General features: G+C 33.5%; 16 protein-coding genes. 2 read left to right on the forward strand and 14 right to left on the reverse strand.

The window, feature by feature from the left end; translation table 11 throughout:
• Nucleotides 1–48: 48 nt before the first annotated feature.
• The 12 genes from ACFQZJ_RS10490 to ACFQZJ_RS10545 all read right to left on the reverse strand — a co-directional run bounded on the left by ACFQZJ_RS10490 (nucleotide 49) and on the right by ACFQZJ_RS10545 (nucleotide 16,975).
• Nucleotides 49–1,608 (reverse strand): amidohydrolase family protein, encoded by a 1,560-nt coding sequence (locus ACFQZJ_RS10490; protein ID WP_083467470.1) that lies wholly within the window; start codon nucleotides 1,606–1,608, stop codon nucleotides 49–51.
• A 73-nt stretch (nucleotides 1,609–1,681) separates the two neighbouring features.
• Complete coding sequence (locus ACFQZJ_RS10495) at nucleotides 1,682–2,587, reverse strand: type 1 glutamine amidotransferase domain-containing protein (RefSeq protein ID WP_054557941.1); 906 nt, start codon at nucleotides 2,585–2,587, stop codon at nucleotides 1,682–1,684.
• Between the two features lie 75 nt (nucleotides 2,588–2,662).
• Complete coding sequence (locus ACFQZJ_RS10500) at nucleotides 2,663–4,063, reverse strand: alpha/beta hydrolase family protein (RefSeq protein ID WP_054557942.1); 1,401 nt, start codon at nucleotides 4,061–4,063, stop codon at nucleotides 2,663–2,665.
• Between the two features lie 109 nt (nucleotides 4,064–4,172).
• On the reverse strand, nucleotides 4,173–4,769 hold the full coding sequence (locus ACFQZJ_RS10505; protein ID WP_054557943.1) for a hypothetical protein: 597 nt from the start codon (nucleotides 4,767–4,769) through the stop codon (nucleotides 4,173–4,175).
• A 7-nt stretch (nucleotides 4,770–4,776) separates the two neighbouring features.
• Complete coding sequence (locus tag ACFQZJ_RS10510) at nucleotides 4,777–5,262, reverse strand: RNA polymerase sigma factor (protein WP_054557944.1); 486 nt, start codon at nucleotides 5,260–5,262, stop codon at nucleotides 4,777–4,779.
• A gap of 174 nt (nucleotides 5,263–5,436) precedes the next feature.
• On the reverse strand, nucleotides 5,437–7,233 hold the full coding sequence (locus ACFQZJ_RS10515) for a helix-turn-helix domain-containing protein (RefSeq protein ID WP_054557945.1): 1,797 nt from the start codon (nucleotides 7,231–7,233) through the stop codon (nucleotides 5,437–5,439).
• Nucleotides 7,234–7,665: 432 nt separating this feature from the next.
• Nucleotides 7,666–9,885: a CocE/NonD family hydrolase gene (locus ACFQZJ_RS10520; protein WP_206507180.1), complete on the reverse strand. Its 2,220-nt coding sequence runs from the start codon at nucleotides 9,883–9,885 to the stop codon at nucleotides 7,666–7,668.
• A 45-nt stretch (nucleotides 9,886–9,930) separates the two neighbouring features.
• A complete protein-coding gene (locus tag ACFQZJ_RS10525; RefSeq protein WP_054557946.1) occupies nucleotides 9,931–10,539 on the reverse strand; it encodes a hypothetical protein in 609 nt (202 codons plus the stop codon).
• A gap of 129 nt (nucleotides 10,540–10,668) precedes the next feature.
• The gene (locus ACFQZJ_RS10530; protein ID WP_054557947.1) at nucleotides 10,669–11,391 is read right to left on the reverse strand and encodes a LytR/AlgR family response regulator transcription factor; all 723 of its coding nucleotides are present in this window, start codon (nucleotides 11,389–11,391) and stop codon (nucleotides 10,669–10,671) included.
• A complete protein-coding gene (locus ACFQZJ_RS10535) occupies nucleotides 11,378–12,469 on the reverse strand; it encodes a sensor histidine kinase (protein ID WP_054557948.1) in 1,092 nt (363 codons plus the stop codon). The genes ACFQZJ_RS10530 and ACFQZJ_RS10535 overlap by 14 nt, the downstream gene beginning before the upstream one ends.
• Nucleotides 12,470–12,794: 325 nt before the next feature.
• Complete coding sequence (locus tag ACFQZJ_RS10540) at nucleotides 12,795–15,950, reverse strand: ABC transporter permease/M1 family aminopeptidase (RefSeq protein WP_245628211.1); 3,156 nt, start codon at nucleotides 15,948–15,950, stop codon at nucleotides 12,795–12,797.
• Between the two features lie 137 nt (nucleotides 15,951–16,087).
• A complete protein-coding gene (locus tag ACFQZJ_RS10545) occupies nucleotides 16,088–16,975 on the reverse strand; it encodes an ABC transporter ATP-binding protein (RefSeq protein WP_054558035.1) in 888 nt (295 codons plus the stop codon).
• Between the two features lie 208 nt (nucleotides 16,976–17,183).
• Between ACFQZJ_RS10545 and ACFQZJ_RS10550 the strand changes: the two genes are divergently transcribed.
• Together ACFQZJ_RS10550 and ACFQZJ_RS10555 are read left to right on the forward strand one after the other, a co-directional pair.
• Nucleotides 17,184–17,975: a sensor histidine kinase gene (locus tag ACFQZJ_RS10550; protein ID WP_054557950.1), complete on the forward strand. Its 792-nt coding sequence runs from the start codon at nucleotides 17,184–17,186 to the stop codon at nucleotides 17,973–17,975.
• The gene (locus tag ACFQZJ_RS10555; protein WP_316934155.1) at nucleotides 17,975–18,676 is read left to right on the forward strand and encodes a LytR/AlgR family response regulator transcription factor; all 702 of its coding nucleotides are present in this window, start codon (nucleotides 17,975–17,977) and stop codon (nucleotides 18,674–18,676) included. Before ACFQZJ_RS10550 ends, ACFQZJ_RS10555 begins: the two co-directional genes overlap by 1 nt.
• A 205-nt stretch (nucleotides 18,677–18,881) precedes the next feature.
• On the opposite strand, the gene ACFQZJ_RS10560 is transcribed toward ACFQZJ_RS10555, so the two are convergent.
• Both ACFQZJ_RS10560 and ACFQZJ_RS10565 read right to left on the reverse strand, forming a co-directional pair.
• The gene (locus tag ACFQZJ_RS10560; protein WP_054557952.1) at nucleotides 18,882–19,325 is read right to left on the reverse strand and encodes a thioredoxin family protein; all 444 of its coding nucleotides are present in this window, start codon (nucleotides 19,323–19,325) and stop codon (nucleotides 18,882–18,884) included.
• 79 nt (nucleotides 19,326–19,404) lie between these two features.
• Nucleotides 19,405–20,448, reverse strand: a complete 1,044-nt coding sequence (locus ACFQZJ_RS10565) for a serine hydrolase domain-containing protein (protein WP_379934399.1) — start codon at nucleotides 20,446–20,448, stop codon at nucleotides 19,405–19,407.
• Between the last annotated feature and the right edge of the window lie 38 nt (nucleotides 20,449–20,486).

The following is a 20,486-nucleotide window of genomic DNA, read 5'->3' on the forward strand; positions in this document are numbered from 1 at the left end:
TTAATTATTTGTTTCCGATAAATGATTCATTTCCTGTTTTCACATGTATTAATCGGCAAACTGCACGCGTATTAAAGGACTGTTCAGTAAGCTTACAAAAGTTTTTACATTCATATGAAAACTACCAGCAGCCGTTTCTGTAAACGCCTTTAGTTCTCTGAGTTTTTCTTCATCATAATACACACCGTTTAACAGTACTCCATTGATGCTTTTTGTATTATTTATATCCTGTAAGGGATTTTTATCCAGTAAAACCAAGTCTGCTTTTTTGCCTATTTCAATGGTTCCATAATCCTCGATTGCATTTGAGTAGGTGGCTGGAACCATAGTTGCACTTTGTAAAGCTTCAAGGTTGGTCAACCCAGCAGAAGTCAATTCGTATAATTCATCGTGCAAACTAAATCCGGCAAACACATAAGAGTCCATAACATCTGTTCCTGCCATAATGGGCACCCCCATTCTATGTGCCATGGATAGTTGATTTTTCGAAGCTTCAAAAAATTGTTCACTTACATTTTCACCTTTTCTTTCTAGATTTTTTTCTTTGTTATGGTCTGTATCATATTTCCACCATAACCGCTTTCTAATGTTGGTTACATATTTTAGATTTTCATTGTTGGTAAACTCATTTTTATGCGCATTGGCCTCAAACTTCAAGGTCTGTAAGGTAGGTGTCCAATAAGCTTTTTTTTGCTGCATTAAACGCATCAATGCTTTTGCTTGAACACTGTCAAACTGGTGTACAATCTTTGCTTTTGATTTAGAAAAATAGGCTTTCCAATTCGTTGAATGCTTTAAACTATCCGTTTCCGGGAAACATTCGTACATGAATATTCGTCCGTGTTCAAAACTTCTTTGTCCTAGGTTAACCGCATCTTCCAAACTTAGAAACATGGGTTTATGACCTGCTAGATGCAACCCATATTCTGGTGCTTTTAATGCTAATGTTTTATAGGTGTCCTTTGGTAGCTGTTGGTACACCTTAATAAAATCCACCTTTTCATTTTTATAGAATTGTAGCAATGAATCTACTTGGGATGGATTTTGCAGTTTAAAAAAGTCTGGTGCATCTTCAGGAATGGCTTTTACACCATCCATTTGGTAACTGCTTTGTAATACGTATCTAGGTGTAACCCTGGTGTTAAGTTCTAAATCTTTATTCCATTGCAAACGTTCCTTACTACCCACCCAATAACTATCCTTTTCATTCAATTGACCAGACATATCTCTTACCCCAGTAATGCCATTTGCGATGTACAGTGGATGATGCAACCATTCTGAATGTTGATCGGAATGGGTATGCATATCCCATAAACCTGGAATTAGGAATTTATCGGTGCCATCGATTATTAAAGCATCATCGGAAACTATGATATTTGTACTATCAATTTTTGTAATACGAGAGTGCTCAATTAAAACAAACTGATGCTTAGCTATTTTACCTGTTTTAACATCGACAATACTTACATTTTTAATGATAGTTTCTTCGAAAGATTTTGGTGGTTGTAATGTATTCGTTGGCCATATATAAGCTGTTGCCATAACTATAACTACTATAGAAATTAATGCGCAACTAACTTTTAAAAAAAATAAAACTTTTTTCTTCATTATTTAGCTTTTAGTAATCCCATTAAGTAACGTTGTAGCTTCCTCTTTTAAAAGATTTTTTTCAATTAGCTCTTCAAGTGTTTTTTTTTGCTTGTTCTGTGTTTTGAAGATTCAGCTGTGTTTTTGCTACTAATAACTGAAAGTTTTCATTGAAAAAATAAGGTTTACCAAAAGTGATTAAACGCATCCCTTTTTCTAACTTCTCTTTACTATCCTTAGCTCTTTGCACAGGCTTCACTCCTAAAGCATTCACCACAGCTTCCGCCGAAACTTTTGTGGAAGCTGGATTCTGCCCTGTTATAAACTTGCCAGAAATGACCACGTTTTCTAGCATAAAACTACTTTTTTGATATTTTGCACCTCTAGACTTTACGGCATCTTCCAATAAAAATGGGAATTCATCTATCCATTTACTCTTAAAAATTTTTTCTTCCTCATTAGAAAATCCTGTAATCCTTTCATTATCTAAAATATAATTGTTTTGGTGTTTCACATTAATAAAGGCAGAAGTACCATGACAAACAGAAGCCAAAACTGTACCTTTTCGATTGTATAGATTTAGTATTATATCTTGTAATGAAGGGTCATATGGAACATCGAACATTGCACCCTTACCACCAATAATATAGATAGCATCATAGTCATCTGCGTCTACCTGTGAAGTGGCTACTGTTTGTGAAAGTATGGAAGCTGTATTCTTATTTGTAAAAAAAGCATTATTTTTTTCTTTGGTTGCGTCAAATTTATCTGCCACAACACTACCACCTTTAGGACTAGCCACGGTAACCTTACTATTATTTGAAGTAAAAATATTGTAGGCATCTACAAACTCTTCAAACTCAAATCCTGGTCGTGTTTTACCATTATCTTTACCGTAACTACTTACAATTATGAGCACATTCTTTTGATTTTTGGAAGCAGACTGTGCAAAAGTTATCATTGTAAACAATAACAGAACTACAGTTATATATTTTCTCATGATTTAAAATTTATTATTAGACAAAACTAAGTTTAAGCCATTCTTAAACCATTCTGTTTTATGAATCCGAACGAATTAATTTACATGCTCTAATATCCAACTCGAAATTTCTTTTAATGCTATTGGGGAAAACGTTTGCTCTATCTTTTGATATTCGTCCATCTTTCCAGTTTCACACTCTTGAAAAAAGTGGTTTAAGTTTTCTAATTCTATGATTTTATAATCTTGATTACCTCCTTTAATCAAAGCTTGACGTATTCCATTTTGATTTATTTTGGCTTTTACTTGGGTATCTTTACTACCATTTAAGGACAATACAGGAATTTTTAATTTTTCGATTTCAGTAGCAGGATTGTAATTATAAAAATAGCGAACCCAAGGTGTAGTTCTTGTTTCGATTAAACCTTCAATAATTTCATTCACTTTGGCATCATTACCAACTAATGGTTCTAATATAGGAGCAATCGTTTTGTTGTAATGATTTGTCAATTCTTTTTTAATTATTGATAATTCGTTGTCTGAAGACGCAATTTTAATTGCTTTTCTAATGGCTCGTTCATATTCTGCTTCATTTGGTACAGGAAAAGGCCTCATTGATATAGACTGCATTAATGATATTTCACTCCCAGGAATTCCTGTAGAAGCCAATAAAACCATAAAAGACACGCCTTTTGTTTGATTTGCTGCTAAAGGAGCAATAATACCACCTTCGCTATGACCTATTAATCCGATATCATTAGCATCAATATCTGCTCTTGATTTTAGATACTTTACAGCACTTACTACATCTGTTGAAAAATCTTTTGTAGTAGCATTACTAAAATTACCTGTCGATTTTCCTACACCACGATCATCAAAACGCAAAACTGCAATACCTTGGCGAGTTAAATGATCTGCAATTATCCAAAAAGGTTTGTGATTTGCAAATGTTTCGTCTCTATCTTGTGGACCACTACCACTTATTAAAATAACAGCTGGAGATTTTCCAGATTTTTTAGGTATGGTTAATGTTCCAACAAGTGATACATTAGCTTCCTTATTCTCAAAAACTACTTCTTCTTCATTATAGGGATACGGTTTAACAGGTTCTTGAGGTCTATTATTTTTAGCTTCCAATTTTAGCTTTCCTTTTTTCAAGTTTAAAGGAAGTTGATTCACACCTTCGGTAAATGTGCCTTCAAACTGTTTTAATGTTTGATTGAATTTACCTTCGTACTTTACACCTAAGTTTGCACCATCTATAAGTAATACACCATTTTCAAAAGTCGTTTTTTGAGGTTTTAGAGCAGTAACACGTTGCTTGGGTATTGAAAACTCCGTAACATATTCATTTTCAATGTTTTTAATATTAAAAATAAAACTGATTTCTTTGTCTTCTCCTAATTTTGCTGTTCCGTTCCATATGCCTGTAATGTCTTGAGAAAAACTCAAAACCGAGTACATAAGTATAGCGCATGTGATGTGTATTTTTTTCATTTTATGAAGTTTAAATGTGTTAGAATTTGAACGTATTTTTCCTATCCGAATAACATTCAGAATTAAAATAAATACGTTACCTAGTTATGATTATTAGATTATGATAGGGCTAGTCTTCTAGTTCCTGCAATATGGTATTTGCTGACTCTGTTGCCTTCTTGTATTTTTTTAGTACCCATTGTGAGAATATAAACAAGACCCCAATACCAGAAGGGACTAACCAATTTAGCTTTTCTGTCATTGTAAATACATCGATATCTTTTATGATTTTACCAAATACAATAACCAAAGCTACCAGTACTAAAAAGCTGGTGTAAAAACTTATTTTTTGAATTTGCATAAACTTTGATTTACCTTTTGCATATGCTTCTACAGTTTCTTTAAAAGTGCTTTTAGATATATGCACAGACTTCATTTTTTGAATTGATTTTAAAGACAGCACAGGTAGTACCAAACAAGCAATAATTGCAAATACACCTGAAAGCTTTAAGTACCATACATCTAATGAATTAAAATTGCTAATAATAAACAGTACAGCAGCAAAACACATGAGTGCTGATATTGATTCTGGGACAGATATAGCCCGCATTTTAGTATTAAAACGTTCCTTGGTTAAATCTATAATCAATTGATCTGTCAATATTTTTTGTTGGTCAACTTTGTGACTCATATCTACCCATTGGGATTTCATTTCTTCTAGTTCCATTATTCTATTATTTCTTAATTTGAGATTTTAATTTGCTTTTAATCCTACCTAAACGTGTACCAATATTGGTATTTGTAAAACCAGTTATTGTAGCAATTTCATCATAGTTTTTACCTTCCAAATAAAGTAGTATAATTCCTCTTTCTACAATGCTGAGTTTTTTTATATGCGCATATAACAGTGTTACCCGTTCTTCCATAACCGTGTCAACATGGTCTATTTTATTTAAAAGAAAATCGTCAATGGATATTCGAGTTCCTTTTCTTTTTTCTTTTTTCAAATTGTTGATTGCGGTATTTAGTGCAATACGATACATCCAAGTACTTATTTTAGAATGCTCTTTAAAAGAATCGTAAGATTTCCAGAGTTGATACACAATTTCTTGGTATAGGTCCTTTTGATCTTCAGTATTATTTGAATAAATTCTAGAAGTTTTATAAATAATACCTTCGTTTTCTTTTATATCCTGAATGAATTTCTTTTTTGAATGCATTTAAAGATTATTACACTCTATTAGTTTATGAAGTGTCTAAAAAATCACAAAAAATGTGGTTTTAATTTTATAAAATATCCGTAAGGCATTGTTTTTCAAATATATACTATTTTAAAAAACTAACTAAAATTATATCGATAGAGAGCTTATAAAAGTAAAGTAAGAAATATAAGACTACTTTTTTTGGACACTTTTTAGGTAAGTGTTTGGTGTTGTGCCTTCTATTTTTTTAAAAAACGTATTAAATACGGTTTTAGAATTAAAACCACTATCGTATGCCACAGCCATTATGGTTAATCCTTTGTTTTCTTCTAGAAGAACGCGCTCTTTAAATTCGTTAACCCTAAAGGTATTGATATACTCAGAGAAGTTTTTTTGAAACCCCAAGTTTAATAATTGCGAGACATAATTGGCAGGAAGTTCCAAGTAAGAAGCTAAATCTTTTAAGGATAGGTCTGGATTTAAATACAGTTTGTAGTCTATCATTATTTGCTCTAGTTCCTTGCAGTACTTTTTGATTTCGTTGGAATCTAGTAAAGCCTGTTTATACTTCTTTTTCTGTTTATAATTTAAATTATCTGGAATGGCTTTTAGCATGATGTCTTTAAACCTTTTGTGATTTTTAACAGGTTTAAGAATTGGTGATGGATTAAGTAATAAAATTACGGGCAAACGATTATTGTATGCTTGAGTTATTAAATCAATTACCTTTTCGTTATTACCTAACAAGGCATTTACTAATATCAAAAACGTAAATGCCTTATCTACAAGATCAGTATTTAAATACGTCTCTAATTCTTTTAATCCATCATTACACTTTTCCGTTTCATTGAGTTTTGCATAGCACATGGTTTCACCTCCTAATTTGGTGAGGTCTTTCACAGAAACTCCTTCAAGTGAACCGAAATATGTCAAAGCTTCATTTGGTTTGCCTGACATCAATAAACAAATCCCTATATAAATTGGTGGAAAGGGTAACTTAGGGTCTAAATCTAATGCCTTTTTTAGATAAGGTATCGCAGTTTTATAATCTTCCTTCAAGTAGTATAAAAAACCCTTGTAATGATGATTTATAGCGGCATAAGGATCTAACTGTAAGGCTTTGTCAAGATAATTACTTGCCGCATCTAATTTTCCTTCTACGGTCAAAAAATTAGAAATGGTTAAGTAAATATCGTCTGCTTGTTGCATCTCCAAAGCCTTATTGGCATGTTCGTAAGCTTTCTTAAGATTCCAGTTTTGCCAGCATTCTATCCAAGCCAAATTCAATTGTGACCTTGATGAGTTTGGGTCTAGCTCTAATGCCTTTAACAAATAAGGTTGGGCCTTCTCGTATGCTTCAAATGCGGGCAAAAGCCCCATAGTTCCCATATTAACATAGGCTAGATTTATATCTAAATAGGGATTTGAAAAATTGGGTGATTTATGTATTACTTCTTTTAAGATATTGATACCCTTTATAGAGTTTTTATAATCTAGTTTCATGATGTAGTACCTTCCTTTCAAATATTCTCTATAAATAGCTACAGGTACATCAATAGCTTCTACTAGCTTATCTTCGATTTCGAGATGCCCTATGTGTTCGCGTAATTTTTCAGCGATAAACAGACTAATTTCATCTTGAATTTCAAAAATATTTTCAGGATTTCTATCAAAAGTTTCTGACCAGAAATGAAAGTCATCCAAAGCATCTATCATTTGCACAGTAATGCGCATTTTATTTTTGGATGTCCTTACACTGCCTTCTATAAATGTAGCTACCTTTAGTTTTTCCCTTATTTCTTTAGAGGTTGCTTTTTTGTTTTTAAAATAGAAGGAAGAAGTACGAGAGGTCACTAATAATACCTTTATAGATGCTAAGGCGTTAATTATTTCTTCGGTTAAGCCATCGCAGAAATATTCATTGTTAATATCATTACTCAAATTAACAAATGGCAAGACAGCTATTGATTTCTTATCGATTACAGGCATTATTCAAAGCTAAATTTACAAAAACCATATAGTTTATTTAACGATATATGGGAGAACCTTGCAAATACTTCTAAAGCTTGAAATGCCATAGAAACAAGTAACCAATTTGGATTCCATATTTACTTCTATGTATATCAATGATACCCCTTTTCAAAATAACTTTTTCAGGGCCTTAAACCTAGATACCGAAAAACAGGAAGTAAAGGTCATGGACTTCACTCTATTCCATAACTATTTGTGAGATGATACCAAATCCATTAAATTAGCCTATGGGGCTCGTTTTCTCAAATATCTTTACAATGGGACTCACCGCATCGTTACTTTTGCTTTGATCAATAGGTGCAACCCTGCAGCCCCTGTCCACGGAAAAAAATAGCCAAAAGGAGAATCGAATAGGCCTTTTTTGCCAATGATATACTAATAAGAATTTGGTTATTCCTTTAGGGAATACCAAACCGGTAAGGAAATACTACTATTACCTGAAAATATAATTTTTAACGGGACTTCTGCATCTTTAATATTTTCTTCATTCACATCCTTCCCCGTTCCATAATTAAGTTGTGCATTATTGTTTTTATTCACATTGACCACAGCTACCATCCTACTTCCTTTTTGTAGCTTTTTACTGATTAGTTTAGAATTGTCGAAAGACACTTGCGTTTTTTGATTCGGTGTCAATAAATTTCTTTGTTCTCGATCTGTAGCATAACTCGCTCTACCAATATAATAGCTTAAATGAAAGTAGTTCCCTTCTGGCGTTAAGTGATATAGGATAACGGAATAATCCACATCTTTTTTATTGATAGTAAATTCAAGATTTCCGAGGAAGGATCCATTTATAATCACATCCTCCTCTAAGGGTTCCGATTTAAAAAGCAATCCATCCTTTATATTGATGTTTTCTTTTTCTAAAGGCCAAGGATAATACCCTGTGTTATTCATGCTTTCTCTATCTTTAAAATCAACGGTTAAGTTAATTTTGGAAGCATTCGATTTCGATTTAAGCGCATAAAATTCATCCGATTTAGCATCACTTAAATGAAAAGTCAAGGTATCGTTGGTCATGGCACTTAAACTCGGTTTGTGCATCCATGTATTGGTTCCCATTACCTGAAAATTCACTTTATCCTTTAGAATACTTGGTTTTTCTTTACCTTTTAAGATGTAATCGAACCATTGATAAACCAAGTCATATCTAATGTCAATTAAGGCGGTTTTATCTAATTTGTAATTCCTTAAGAACTCCTGAGGTTGGGTTTGTGCCGTCCAATGATCGTAAGGTCCAACCAATACATAGTGATTTGGATTTTTTACATACTTAGTATGCTGGTCATAATAATATAGGGCTCCTCTTTGAGAATCGTCATAATAGCCTGTTATGGTCAAAATTGGAATGTTGATTTTTGAAAATTCTTGTTTATAAGGAATCATTTTCTTCCAATAAGCATCATAACTAGGATGCTGCATATAGGTATTCCATAATCTATTTACGTGTCCATCCAAGCTATCTAATCTATTAAAGGCAACTCCAGAGGTATACCACGTATTTTTTAAGGTATTCCATCGAGTAAAATCTTGGGAGGCTTTAAAATCCAAAAACTTAGTATTGGTTACATAAAAATTCCAAGAATAGGAATAATTATGTAGTATATTATTTTCCATTGGGTAATCAATTCCTGGTGCAATGGCTACCATGGGAACAATGGTTTTTAAAGCTGGATGCACTTTATATTTCATGGATGCCCATTGGGTAAATCCGTTATAACTACCACCGTACATTCCTACTTTTTGATTGGACCAAGGCTGCTTGCTAATCCAATCAATCACTTCATAAACATCTGTATTTTCATGTTCTAGAGGCTTTACCGCTCCTTTGCTTAATCGTTTCCCCCTTGTATTGGCGATTACTCCAACATAGCCTTTTGAGGCGGATAACATTGCCCCAGTCTCATTGGTACCTGCATAAATAGAAGCAATTAAGATGGCCGGTTTCTTCGCTTTAACAGATTCTTTTCTTTCAACCACTACTACGGAAACCTCTGCCCCATCTTTCATGGGCACTATTATACTGTCATTTATACGATATCTGCGTTTATGGTCTTGTTTTATTGCTTCAAAAAACAGATCTCTTGTGGATTCATAAACCATTTTCAAGAAATATTTGTGGATTAAATTTTGTGCAGTATCATTCGAAATCGTTTCAGTAGTTAAATTTTCATAAGTACGTTCAAAATCAGCAATAAAATAGTCCGTACCATCTCTCGCAATTAATGTGTCATCTAAATTCAGTGCCTGAAAATCATCGGCCTTTGTCACATAGGATTTATATAATTCTCTAAAGGCCACTTGAAAGTTAGGTGTGAGTTTTGCTTTGGCATACTGGTGATATAAATCTAAATAGATCTGTTCCGTTTTTGGCTTGTCCTTAGTTTCTTTCTCGATAGTTGCTATGGCATCGTCATATTTTTCACTTACGATTTGAACCTTGATTAAGTCCAATCCTGCCAATTCTTTTAGCGGATAGGATACAGCCAAAGCTTGCATTTGATTGGCAAGCGCCTTAGCATTGGACTTTGGTACCGTTTTAAATTCAAATCCTTGTCCAAAAGAAGTAAGATGAATTAGAAATAATATCAGCAATATTCTTTTCATGGTTTCCTTTTTAAAAGTGCAATTGAAAAATGCTCAATTTTCATTTTAGTTTGAATACAGTTTTAACTCCTCTTCGTATAAAAAATCATCTTGGGTTTGGATAAGTTTTATGAAATTTTTTATAGCCGGAGCATACAACCACACTTCATCCGTTTTGGCATTATACCCTCTCGAATTTGTAATTACACCTTTGTATTGAATCGTATAGGCCATGAATGTTCCTGCTTCTACTGTTTCTTCCTTAAAGGATAAAACCTCTACATCTTGACTTTGCTTTCCTGTGGTACCATCTTGACTTGTCCAATTTTTTTCATATTTCCACTTTTTACCCACTTCCAAAGGCCAGTCATATCTTGGCGTTTCGCTTTCTTCCGGTTTTACAATGTCTGTTATTGGAATCGTATCATTACCCATTGTCATCCCCAAAACACCATCTGCAATAACTACTTCTCTTGTATCTTCTCCCTCTGAACGTACCTCGCCTTCGGTAGTAACACCTTTATACTTCCAGATCCATTTTTCTCCAACGGAATAATCGGATAAAGTAGGTTGCGCAGCGATTTTTAAGGTGTCATTGGTGCATGAATATAGTCCCATAATGATCAAAACAATTAGAATTACAGGTAGGTGATAATTATTTTTGAAGTTACACATCGTTCTATTTTTTTAATTAAAATTTTATTTCTGAAGCAAAGAAATGATGAATATATACATGTGTAAAGGGAAAGTACAGGAACGTGAATAAAAGAAAATAAGCGTAAAATTAATTTACAAACCAATCAATTATAAGCTATTCCAGTTTTTAAACTTAACAGACTGTCGGCTTGAAACTTCAATCTTTTCACCAGAAATCAAGATGATGTGTAGCTTATTATTAAAATGCGGGTGAATTTCTTTAATAAAATGTGTGTTGATAATTTGACTCCTATTGGCTCTAAAAAACACGGTGGTATCTAACTTTTTTTCAAGTAGATTTAATGAACGTTTGATCATAGCCTTTTTACCACCAAAGTATAGGCGCGCATAATTATCCATCGATTCAATATAGTAGATATCAGAAATTGGAATGAAATAACATTTTTCGCCGTCTTTAATAAAAATCTTTTTATGCATGGGCAAAACATCTTGTGACACCTTTGCCTTCTCTGCCAACTCCTGTTTTACTTTTTCTATGGTTTTTGCAAAGCGTTCTTCCCGTAAAGGTTTAACCAAATAGTCCAATGCGTTTAATTCGAAAGCTTTTACAGCGTATTGGTCATACGCAGTTGTAAAAACAACTTCTGGAACGGTGGTTAATTCTTCTAATAAATCAAATCCTGACTTTTCAGGCATGTGTATGTCCAAAAACAATAGGTCTGGATCTTCGTCCGCTACTAATTTTATAGCCGCATCCACATTGTTTGCCTCTCCAACCACGATAAATTCCGGATATTTTTTTAAAGCACGTTTTACCTCTTCTCGCGCTAAACGTTCATCATCGATAATAACCGCTTTATATGTTTTCATCTGCTCTGTAGGGTACTAGTATAGTCGCTTGTACTATATTATTAGCTATTTCTTCTAAAGTAAAAGAAGCCTCTTTATTATATTGAAGCTCCAAGCGCTTCTTTAAGTTCATTAAACCTAAACCATTTGCAGATTTAGTATCATTTAATTTTCCTGGATTTTGAACTTGTATATAGACTTGATCTCCGTTCTTATCAATTTTCAAAGTTATTAACCCACCTTCAATAACTTTGTCAATTCCGTGTTTAATGGCATTTTCTATCAATAATTGGATGCTCAAGGTTGGAATTTTAAAATGGGCTAACGTCTTATCAAGAGTGATGTCTATTTCCAATCGTTCTTCAAAACGAAGTTTTTCCAACTCTATGTAATCATTTACTAAAGCTAATTCGTTTTTTACTGAAATTAAGTCTTTATCTTTTTCATATAAAGAGGAACGTAATAAGTCGGACAATAAGTCTATCCCACGTCTGGCTACATTAGGGTTCTCAACAATTAAGGACTTTATGGAATTCAAGGAATTAAATAAAAAATGTGGGTTTAGTTGAGCCGATAAATTATCTAATTGTGCTTGTTTCGCCACTAAGGAAAGTTGAGCATATTCTCTTGCCGTTACAACTTCTTTTTGATAATAATGATACAGATGATACGCTAAAATCCAGATAGACATTAACCGTAAACCGGTAAGTAATATGGGATCCCAATAAAGAAGCGATACCCATATATTCTTATCTTCTTCCGCTATCAAGGTCCAATAGCCATACCACTTCAAATTGTTTAAAAGCACATATAAAAAAGCCAATAAAAGTATACTGGGAATTACACGAACAAGCAGCTTTTTAATGGGTAATTGACTCCAATTTGCCTTTAAAGCATATGTTCTGTACATGTGGGTCAGGAAAATTCCAATGGCAACATCTAAAACATAATTACAGAAAGTGTAAAACACCCCATAGTCATCTCTTGTGTATACCGTGTATGCCCAATAAACAGAAACAGTACACCATCCTAGTAATTGGCACTTCCAATAAAGGGCGTTTGTTCTATTACTTTTGAGTGTTTTTGTACTGATATTCATTCATATACAAAGAAACACATTGATTTTAAATTCGGAAAGGAAAAATACATAGACGCACGATTGAAGGTTTAAACGTAATTCGAAATAAATTTTTCTCCCATACCTATTACCCTCCCCTCCCCCTATAGCTATTGGGCCAGGGCCTATAATTAGTGTTTACTCGGGTCATTACTTTTTTTAAAATAATACTTATCTGACTTTCCGCTGCAGCATATTCATTGTTAGTTATTTAGTTTGGTATTCATGGCCCTCGTAATAAACTATAATTTTTATAAGATGTTCAAACTTAATTTCGCAACCTGGTAAAGTGCCATAAGCCAAGAAATTACAATTCTACAGGCTTAACACTTTCAAATTGATCAACTAGTATATGCTGTAACGAATCTGGTGTAACCGCTCTAAAATAGCCTAACAAGTCTTGACTGGTGGCATAGCGATTGGTTTTCATTTTAAGCTTACCGTTAGTGGTATTCCAATTTTCCAAAAAGCGTCTTAAAGCTTTATTGACCTGCTCCTCGCCTATTGCCTTTTGAAATTGATACATGTTAATGGCACCTTTAGCATAATAAATATAGTCTTGATTATCTACTAATGCTAGCGTTGGTTCTGCTCCAGATTCTCTGAGTTTGCCTTCTTCGTATTTCTCTAATTGCAACTCTAAAAATTGATGAACCTTTTCTTTTGGATAGTGCGCTTTTAAAACCATCATGGCTGCATATTGAGAAAGTGTTTCCAAAATAAAGTATTGCCCTTTTACATTTGCCGCTTCCACTTGCATAGCAAACCATTGGTGGGCAATTTCGTGTGCGGTCACATAAAATGCCATATCAACATCGGTTTCATCATCAATATCCAATACAAAACCTATAGACTCTGAGAATGGAACAGTGCCCGGAAATGATTGTGCAAATTGCGCATAACGCGGAAACTCCATGATACGTAACTGTTCATATTGATACGGACTGAAATTTGTGCTATAGTAATCCAAAGAAGCTTTCATAGACTTCATCATCCTATCTATGTTATACTCATGACCTTTATGATAGTAAATTTCCAGATCTACTTGTTTTGAAATTGAATCAGATTTTGAAATCCATTTGTCTTTTTTTATGTCATACCTTGCTGAAACAATTGAGTAAAAATCAATCATTGGAATTTCCATTTTATAATGAAAATAATTACGATTATTTTCTGTCCATTCCTTCAATAAATTCCCAGGAACCAATGCTGTTTGATCAATTTCTGTTCCAATGACCATTTCAAAATGAATACCGTCAGAATCACTACCAGATCTTGCATTAACTAATTCTTTAGGGTCATTTCTATGAGCTCTATTCGTTCTTTCAGGCAAATTATATTCTGAACGTTCATCCCTATCACTTAGCTCATATTTTCTGTTGTAACCTAATGTTGGAAAGTCTTTATTGTTAAAGAATGTTCCATTTTCAACAATATTAGCATTTGAATTACCTGCTTCAAATCCATTCGTAGTGAATGATTGCTTAAAGTTCATTTTAATTGAATCTCCAGGATTCAAAGGGCTATGCAACTGATGGATGGTATAATCGTAGGTAGCGTATGTATTATTTTCTGTTGCGCCTCCATCAAAAGTGACAGCATCTAATGTGATATTCTCTTCAATTAGTTTCTGAATATGAATCTCATGAATGGGTTGCGCATTGGTGTTTTTTAATATATAATACCCTTCCGCAGTATAATCTCTTAATGAAGGATACAATTCCACTTTTAAATTCACATCTACTATTTTGGGCTGTGGTATATATTCAAACTGTTTGAGTTCCTTTTCATAAGCTACTCTAAATTCAGTTGCTTTAGTATTGGTCCAATAGGTGTTTAAAATATTCGTATTGTAAAAGATTAAACTTCCCATGAGTATAAATACTAAAAAGACCATAGAAGCAACTTTAAAAAGCGGCTTGCTCAATCTGTTTTTGCTAGCTCTTATGCGTTGCATCAAATTGGTTTCAGTACCTCTTACATTTACCAAAGACCCAATAATTAGTAATAGTATTCCGAAGAGAAACCAATACGATTTAATGAACAGATAGGGTTTTAAAAAATGACCATAACCATTCATATCAGAATACGTTCCTAAAGCACTGCCTCCGAAAAAATATAATTCGTGATCAAACCCGAATAAACCTAAAGCAACATTGGCTATAAAAAATAAAATCACCAACATTATGCCTACAAACTTATGGTTTACCACAGATTGAATAAAAAATGCAATGCATGTATACAGTGCTAAAAACGGTAAAATCTCTAAGAAGAAACCATAAAAATAGACTTGGAATTCATATTTGTAATACCCACTTAATGTTTGAAATAGAATTCCTGAACCAATTAATGCGAGCATTAATACTACATACACTACGTTTAATCCAATGTATTTACCCATTAGTTTTATAAAACTAGACATTGGTGTTGCGTCATAGATTAAATCTAACTTAGCACCTCGCTCTTTCCATACCAATTCACCTGAATAAAACACTAAAATTATTATGAAGAAATAAATAGATGTTTCTTTGAGTTCTTCAACAATAAAATAGGTTGCTGGATAGCTATCCACACCATACACAGTTCCAAGATTTACGGAATTAATGAGAATGATAATCATCCCACAAATAACAATTCCCCAAAATGATGCTTGCTTGCAAATACTGATAAAGTAAAACCAAGAAAATTGTTTTAATTGATTCCATTTTGAAAGTAATCCATATTGCTTTGTAGCTTCAGGAATTTCTATATCACTAACAACACTAGTGCTTTTAGCAACTAATTTTTCAACTTGCTTTCGCTTTGATCGCTTTTCTTTAATGATATTAAAATTGAATTTTTTATAACCATAGATCAAAGCAAGTATTCCTAGAGAAACCCAAAACAGTTTGTTATAAAGTATGGCTCCAATAAAGGGTAGCTCTTGGATACTTTTTTCTAAAGCTGACCAAGACTTTGTAGCAAAAGTGGTTGTTGTTAGCGAAAATGGATCTAGAATGGCTTGCCAAAATTCATTAGTGATAGCTTTGGTTAGCATAAAAATCACAAATAAAATAATACCTTGGGTATATACGACTACTAAGTTTCTGCTTAAAGCACCTGTTACAAAAAACAACGAAGCTCCAAAAAACAACGTTGGTAACGATACCATTAAAAATATCTTTATATAAACAAAGGCATTAAACCCTAATAGATCTTCTGGATTATGCCATGGCATAAATTCGCTTAGCATCATGCCAAATAAAATACCTGTAAATGCAAATAGCAAAACTGCAAACGATCCTAAAAATCGACCTAGTAAATAATCTCTTTTGTTGATTGGTGCAGAAAATAGCAATGATTCTATATTGTATTCAAAATCTCTTAGTACAGAAACGCCCATTATCATTGAGGCTAATATCATAAATATACCTGTAATAGCTCCCATTGTTTTTGCAATCACTATGGGTGAGTTTTTTTTCATAAGACCCATTTCTGAACCTTGAAAAATAAAGTCAACACCAACAATTGAAAATAGAAATAGAAAAAGGAAGAATACATAGGTGTCCGGTCGTTTAATACGGTATTGTATTTCGAACTTAAAAATAGTATACCACATAACTAATTAGATTTAAGTTTAGTATTATTGAATATTTCCGAAAAATAGACATCCTCTAATTCGGCATTAATAAGCGAAAAGCCGTCTCCTGGATTCGTATCACTTACGATATGAATGGTTGGTTTTCCAAGAAATAATCGTTCACTGATGACCTGATAATTTTCTTTATATAGGTTCAATTCTGATTTTTCGATTGTTTTTTTATAGACTTTATCTTTTAGGCCTTCCAGTATTTGTAACGGCTGCCCTTTTAAGCATACTTGACCTTGGTTAATAATGGCCATATTTGTGCAGAGTTCTTTGACATCGTCAACAATGTGTGTGGATAAAATAACCACAGTATGTTCCCCAAGCTCGCTTAAAACATTGTAAAATCGATTGCGTTCTACAGGATCCAATCCTGCTGTTGGTTCATCTACAATAAGTAACTTCGGATTGTTAAGCAACGCTTGTGCAATACCAAAACGTTGCTTCATCCCACCAGAAAATCCTTTAAGATTTTGTTGTCGCACCTCATATAAATTGGTTTTATATAACAGTGCCTTCACCAATTCTTTACGTTCGTTTTTATTAGTGATGCCTTTAAGCACTGCGAAATGATTAAGTAATACCTCGGCAGATATTTTTGGGTACAAACCAAATTGTTGTGGCAAATAACCTAATACCTGCCGCAATTCATTTTTTTGTTTTAAGACATCGATGTCTCCAAGGTCAATGGAACCAGCATCGGCTTCTTGCAGTGTTGCAATAGTTCGCATTAACGTAGACTTGCCTGCACCATTTGGGCCTAATAGACCAAACATGCCTGTTGGTATATCTAGTGAAATGTTTTGTAAAGCTTTAATCCCGTTTGAATACGTTTTTGATAGATTGTCAATTCTAAGTTCCATACTGTTCGTTTTTTGATTGATTGAGGCAAACTTATGGTGGGCCTTAATTGTAAAAAACAAAAAGTGACACATCTCATTTTAGGCGTGATACAAGACCTTAAGACTGGTGCAAACGTACTTTATCCCTGCTAAGCAGGTGTTTATTCCTCTGTATCTATTGTTTGTCAACTAATTTGTAGGAGGAATTTTATTTAATTAATCTTGACCTATGAAGTTGAAAATATCAGATGGGAAAAAGAAAATTATAAACAGTGTTTATAAAATATCCCTTGTAATTATAGGATTGGTCATTGTATTATTTAATGACACTTTTGGCAAGTTGGAAGGATTTGTAGAGTTTATTGTCCTGTACTTTACTCTTTTATTTATCACCATTGCCCACTGGGTTTTTAAACAGATCAAATCAATTATTAGATTAAAGAATGAAAAAGAAAAAACAGAACTACTGCATTTAAAAAGTCAGGTAAACCCACATTTCTTCTTCAATACACTCAACAATTTGTATGGATTAATGGAAAAAGATTCTAAGGAAAGGGAAATGGTACTTAAACTTTCTGATATGATGCGATATAGTATTTATGAGGGCCAAAAAGATTGGGTTAGCCTCAAACAAGAATTAGATTATTTAAAAAACTATATTGAACTTCAAGGAATACGCTATCATAAAAAGTCTGATGTTCAATTGAATTCTGAAATTGAGCATCCGCAAGCTAAAATTATGCCTTTACTATTTATTATTCTAGTAGAGAATGCTTTTAAGCATGGCTTGGAAAATTTAGAAAAAGACGCGTATATCCATATTAACTTAACTGAAAAGGATAATAAGGTAAATTTCATAATTGAAAATAATTTTGAATTACAACAAGCACCCAATACAGAAGGTATTGGTTTAAAAAACTTAAAGAGAAGATTAGAGCTAGTTTACTCCAATAAGCATGCTCTTTCTTTTGACGTTACCGCCAATAGTTATAAAGTTAAACTATCTCTAAAATTAAAATAATGAGGTATCTAATCATAGATGATGAACATATAGCCCACAAGATTATCATGGAATATTGTGAAATGCTTCCGCATATGAAGTTGCAGAAAAACTGTTATAGCTCTTTGGAAGCCCTTGAGTATTTGAATACACATCAAGTTGACTTAATCTTTTTAGATATAAATATGCCCAAATTAAAAGGATTTGAATTTTTAAGAACCTTATCATCACCTCCTAAAGTTATTGTCACGACCGCCTACAGTGAATTCGCAATTGAAGGCTACGAATTAAACGTTGTAGATTACTTGTTAAAACCTTTTAGTTTAGAACGTTTTTTGAGTGCTATTAATAAAGTGACGTCTTCAGCCATTAGTACAATAAGTATGGGAAGACAACAGAATATAAAGCCTGAAGGAAAGCATATTTTTTTAAAGCAAAATAATAGTCATGTTCAGGTAGCTATAGATTCCATACTATTTATTGAAGCTTCTGGCAACTATACCAAAGTTATTACTACTGATGGCATCATCAGCATTCGAGAAAAAATATCGGATACGATACAATTATTTTCAGACAATGATTTTCTTCAAGTTCATAAGTCTTTTGCAGTTGCAAAAAAGTATATACGTAGTGTAGAAGGCAATAGAATTCATATTGGAGATCATATTGTGCCTATTGGTAAACTGTATAAAACAAATATCAATAAACTATTATTAGGTTAACCGTTGTGAAGGAATCCTAGTCAGTTTTAGGTCTAAGCGTTTCAATAATCTGAGCATCAACCCAAAAGATATCGGCATAACTTTCGTCTAAAGTATCACCCAATTTTATTATGGCTGCTTTTGAAAGCGAAATGTCTTTAGTCTTTTGTAATTTAAAGATGTATGATGTCGTTTTTTATATCAGGCGCTTCTACCTTACTTAGAATTAAGGCAAATCGAAATTTTCAAGCGTTTCAAGGAATTCTGTTTTCCCAACCTTTCCAACAGCGTATTCAATTACGTTTCCCTCAGGATCAATAAAAACTGTGGTTGGGGTAGCGCCAATGTTATAGTGCTTTACGAGTTCTTCAACATTAGGGTCATCAATATTAATTTCTACGGGTATAACTTTCGCATTAATGGCATTCATGGCTTCTTTGTCTACAAAAATTTCACGCTTCATAATGCGACAAGGCGAACACCATTCCCCGGTAAAAAATAACATAATATTTTTGTCAGAACTGTCAGCAAGCTTTTGAGCAGATACCATGTCATCATTCCAAACCATATCATTAGAAGGTACATAGAATGAATACCATGCATACCCAAGAGAAACAATAAGGAAAGTGAGCCAGAACCAGCGCCAAAAAGGATGAGATTTAGTTTTCATGCGCTTTGAGACTTGTTTGATGCATTTGTTTCTAGAGTATCTGTTTTTTTCATTGCGTATATTAGTTTTAAGGTATTGGTTACTTTCTCCTTTTCAGGATTTTTACAATTCTATTATTAATTTTTTCTGATACGTTCCAAGAGTATCCGCCACTGGTATTTACAAATTGAACAACAACAGCATCAATATCCTTGTGATACTTGGCAATACTGCTGTAACCTGGTAATAATCCTGTATGTTCATATACATAGATTGATGTATAAATAGCTTGTTCCTTATCATTTAGCAAGGAGCCGTCGTTCAACGCCCTCAAGAATATACCCACATCCTGTGCTGTAGCCACCATGGAGCCGGCAGGGCTTACAAAATCATTGGGCTTTAGGTCTGGCTCATAGTCTACGGCATATCCGCTCATAACATCGTCTAAATTCACTTCACTTAGCAAACTGTAGGTATCGTTGAGCCCAAGGGGCATTAAAACTTCCTTTTTGATAAATTGGTGATGACTGTATCCCAATGTTTTATCCAAGATTTCGCCAATCAACAGATAATTGGTATTTGAGTACCTATATTTTTTATCCGGTTTAAAATCGGCAGGAGTATCGAGGACCAAATCGAGCGATTCTTTAGTGTTTTTAGAATAATCGTTTACCCAAAAACCTGGAAAGTCCGTGTAGTTCGGAATACCAGACCGATGTTGCACCATCATTCTCAAGGTGATTTTATCGGCATTTTCAATTCGTCCCACCAGTTCCGGCATATAATCAGCGAGCGTTTTGTCTAAAGACAACTGATTGTCATTAACTAATTTTGCTACGGCAACAGCAACATACAACTTGCTAATGCTGGCAATCCGGAATAAAGCTTTTGGGTTGGCAGGAATCTTATTTTTTCGATCCTGCCAGCCAGCGGCATAAAACTCAGGTGGCTTTCCAGCTTGGTCTACATAAACAATCATGCCGTCCAAACCGTATCCAATGGCATCATTGACCTGTTCCTGAACCGTATCTGGTAATGGTGTTAACAGTAATCTTAGCAAAATCCATGGCACAAAGAATAGTGAGCTGATGCTTGCCATAATTAATATGATTTTGAGTATTCGTTTTGATTGTTTCTTTGCCATAATACGATTGTTTGTTTTTTCATTTTATTGTCTTAAAA

It is taken from the genome of Maribacter chungangensis (assembly GCF_042676845.1).
Taxonomy (GTDB): domain Bacteria; phylum Bacteroidota; class Bacteroidia; order Flavobacteriales; family Flavobacteriaceae; genus Maribacter; species Maribacter chungangensis.